The organism is Aminobacter sp. 01T433, assembly GCF_056398585.1.
Genome location: NZ_JBFTPR010000052.1, coordinates 1 through 2,494 on the forward strand (window position 1 = coordinate 1; position 2,494 = coordinate 2,494).

Here is a 2,494-nt window from a genome sequence, read left to right on the forward strand (position 1 = left end):
TGTTGATTTCCACTGAGAGCTGACCCGGCGCAGCCCGATATTTCCATCGAGAATTGACCCATGTTTCAACCGTCCCTCGCGTGTTTCAGCGGGGGCTCTGGAGTGATCGACATGGCGTTACTGAGCGTGATCCGGCGCTGGCATTTTCGAGAGCATCTATCGATCCGGGAGATTTGCCGCAGGACCGGCTTATCCCGGAATACCATCCGCAAGTATCTACGTGCCGGCGGCGTGGAGCCTAAGTTCAACGTCCCGGAGCGACCGAGCAAGCTTGATCCGTTTGCGGATCGGTTGTCGGCCTGGCTGAAGACGGAATCCAAAAAGAGCCGCAAGCAGAAGCGGACCATGAAGCAGTTGCACTCCGACCTGGTGAGCCTCGGCTACGAGGGTTCCTACAATCGCGTCGCGGCATTTGCTCGGGAATGGCGCGATGGTCGGCAAAGAGAATTGCAGACAACGGGCTGCGGGACATTTGTGCCCTTGGCGTTCGAACCGGGCGAAGCCTTCCAGTTCGACTGGTCAGAAGACTGGGCGATCATCGGCAATGAGCGCACCAAGCTGCAGGTCGCTCATACGAAGCTGAGCTACAGCCGCGCTTTCATCGTCCGGGCTTATCTCCTGCAGACTCACGAGATGCTCTTCGATGCCCATAATCATGCATTCCGCGTGTTTGGCGGCATCCCTGGCCGCGGCATCTACGACAACATGCGCACGGCGATCGACAAGGTGGGTCGTGGCAAGGAGCGCGACGTCAACGTGCGTTTCATGGCGATGGCCAGCCATTATGTGTTCGAGCCCGAGTTCTGCAATCCAGCGTCTGGCTGGGAGAAGGGACAGGTCGAGAAAAATGTTCAGGACGCACGCCATCGCTTCTTTCAACCGGTTCCGCGCTTTCCATCGCTGGAAGCACTGAACGACTGGCTGGAGCAGCGTTGCAAGGAGTTTTGGGCAAAGACGCCACATGGTCAGATGCGTGGCACCATTGCCGACATCTGGGTTGAGGAGGTTCCGGCTCTCATGCCGGCCTCCAGGCCGTTCGACGGGTTTGTCGAATATACGAAGCGTGTCACACCCACCTGCCTCGTGCATCTGGAGCGCAACCGCTACAGCGTCCCGGCATCTTTGGCCAATCGTCCGGTGAGCCTTCGGGTCTATCCGGATCGTGTCGTGGTCGCCGCAGAAGGTCAGATCGTCTGTGAGCACCGCCGCGTCATCGATCGTTCCCATGATCGGCCGGGGCAGACCATCTACGACTGGCGGCATTATCTGGCGGTCGTGCAGCGCAAACCCGGCGCGCTTCGCAATGGTGCTCCATTCGTCGAGCTACCCGATGCATTTCGGACCTTGCAGCAATATCTGCTCAAGAAGCCCGGCGGTGACCGCGAGATGGTCGACATCCTGGCCCTTGTTCTTCAGCACGACGAACAAGCGGTGCTCTCGGCGGTCGATATGGCGCTGAGGTCCGGTGTCCCGACGAAGACGCATGTGCTGAACCTGCTGCATCGCCTCGTCGACGGCAAATCCTTCACGCCGCCAACCCTCGACGCACCTCAGGCACTGACACTCACCAATGAGCCCAAGGCCAATGTCGAACGATACGATACCTTGAGAAAGACGGAGGTTCGCCATGCGTCATAACCCGGCAAGCGGCGCTATCGTCATCATGCTGCGTCAACTGAAGATGCACGGCATGGCCCAGGCCGTCGGCGAGCTCACCGAACAAGGGTCGCCAGCATTCGAGGCGGCAATTCCGATCCTGTCCCAGCTTTTAAAAGCGGAAACGGCCGAACGAGAGGTCCGATCTACTGCCTATCAGCTCAAGACGGCACGCTTTCCAGCCTATCGTGATCTGAATGGCTTCGACTTCGCAAGCAGTGAGGTCAACGAGGCGCTCGTGCAGCAGCTTCATCGCTGCGACTTCCTCGACGACGCCAACAACATCGTTCTGGTCGGCGGTCCCGGCACGGGCAAGACGCACATTGCCACCGCGATCGGTGTCCAGGCCATCGAGCATCACCATAAGCGGGTGCGGTTCTTCTCGACAGTCGAGTTGGTCAACTCGCTCGAGCAAGAGAAGGCGCAAGGTCGGTCTGGGCAGATCGCCAATCGCCTCGTCCATTCCGATCTCGTCATTCTCGACGAGCTGGGATACCTGCCCTTCAGTGCTTCAGGCGGTGCATTGCTCTTCCACCTGCTGAGCAAACTCTACGAGCGCACCAGCGTCATCATCACGACCAACCTCAGCTTCAGCGAATGGGCCAGCGTGTTTGGCGATGCCAAAATGACGACCGCCTTGCTCGACAGGCTTACCCATCACTGCCACATCCTGGAAACTGGAAACGACAGCTTTCGCTTCAAGAACAGTTCGGCGCATGAACCCAAAACAACGAAGGAGAAACGCACGAACTTGACCACCACCACCAACACGAACGATACCTAAAGGCGGGTCACTTCTCGGTGGAAACGCCGGGTCAGCTCTCAGTGGAAATCAACA

Annotated in this window: 2 protein-coding genes; both read left to right on the plus strand. The window is 58.6% G+C overall.

What is annotated here, in order from left to right:
• The first annotated feature begins 111 nt into the window (after positions 1-111).
• Complete coding sequence (istA, locus tag AC1DLV_RS30195; protein WP_476803645.1) at positions 112-1,638, plus strand: IS21 family transposase; 1,527 nt, start codon at positions 112-114, stop codon at positions 1,636-1,638.
• The gene (gene istB / locus AC1DLV_RS30200) at positions 1,628-2,440 is read left to right on the plus strand and encodes an IS21-like element helper ATPase IstB (protein ID WP_476803646.1); all 813 of its coding nucleotides are present in this window, start codon (positions 1,628-1,630) and stop codon (positions 2,438-2,440) included. The genes istA and istB overlap by 11 nt, the downstream gene beginning before the upstream one ends.
• Positions 2,441-2,494 lie beyond the last annotated feature (54 nt).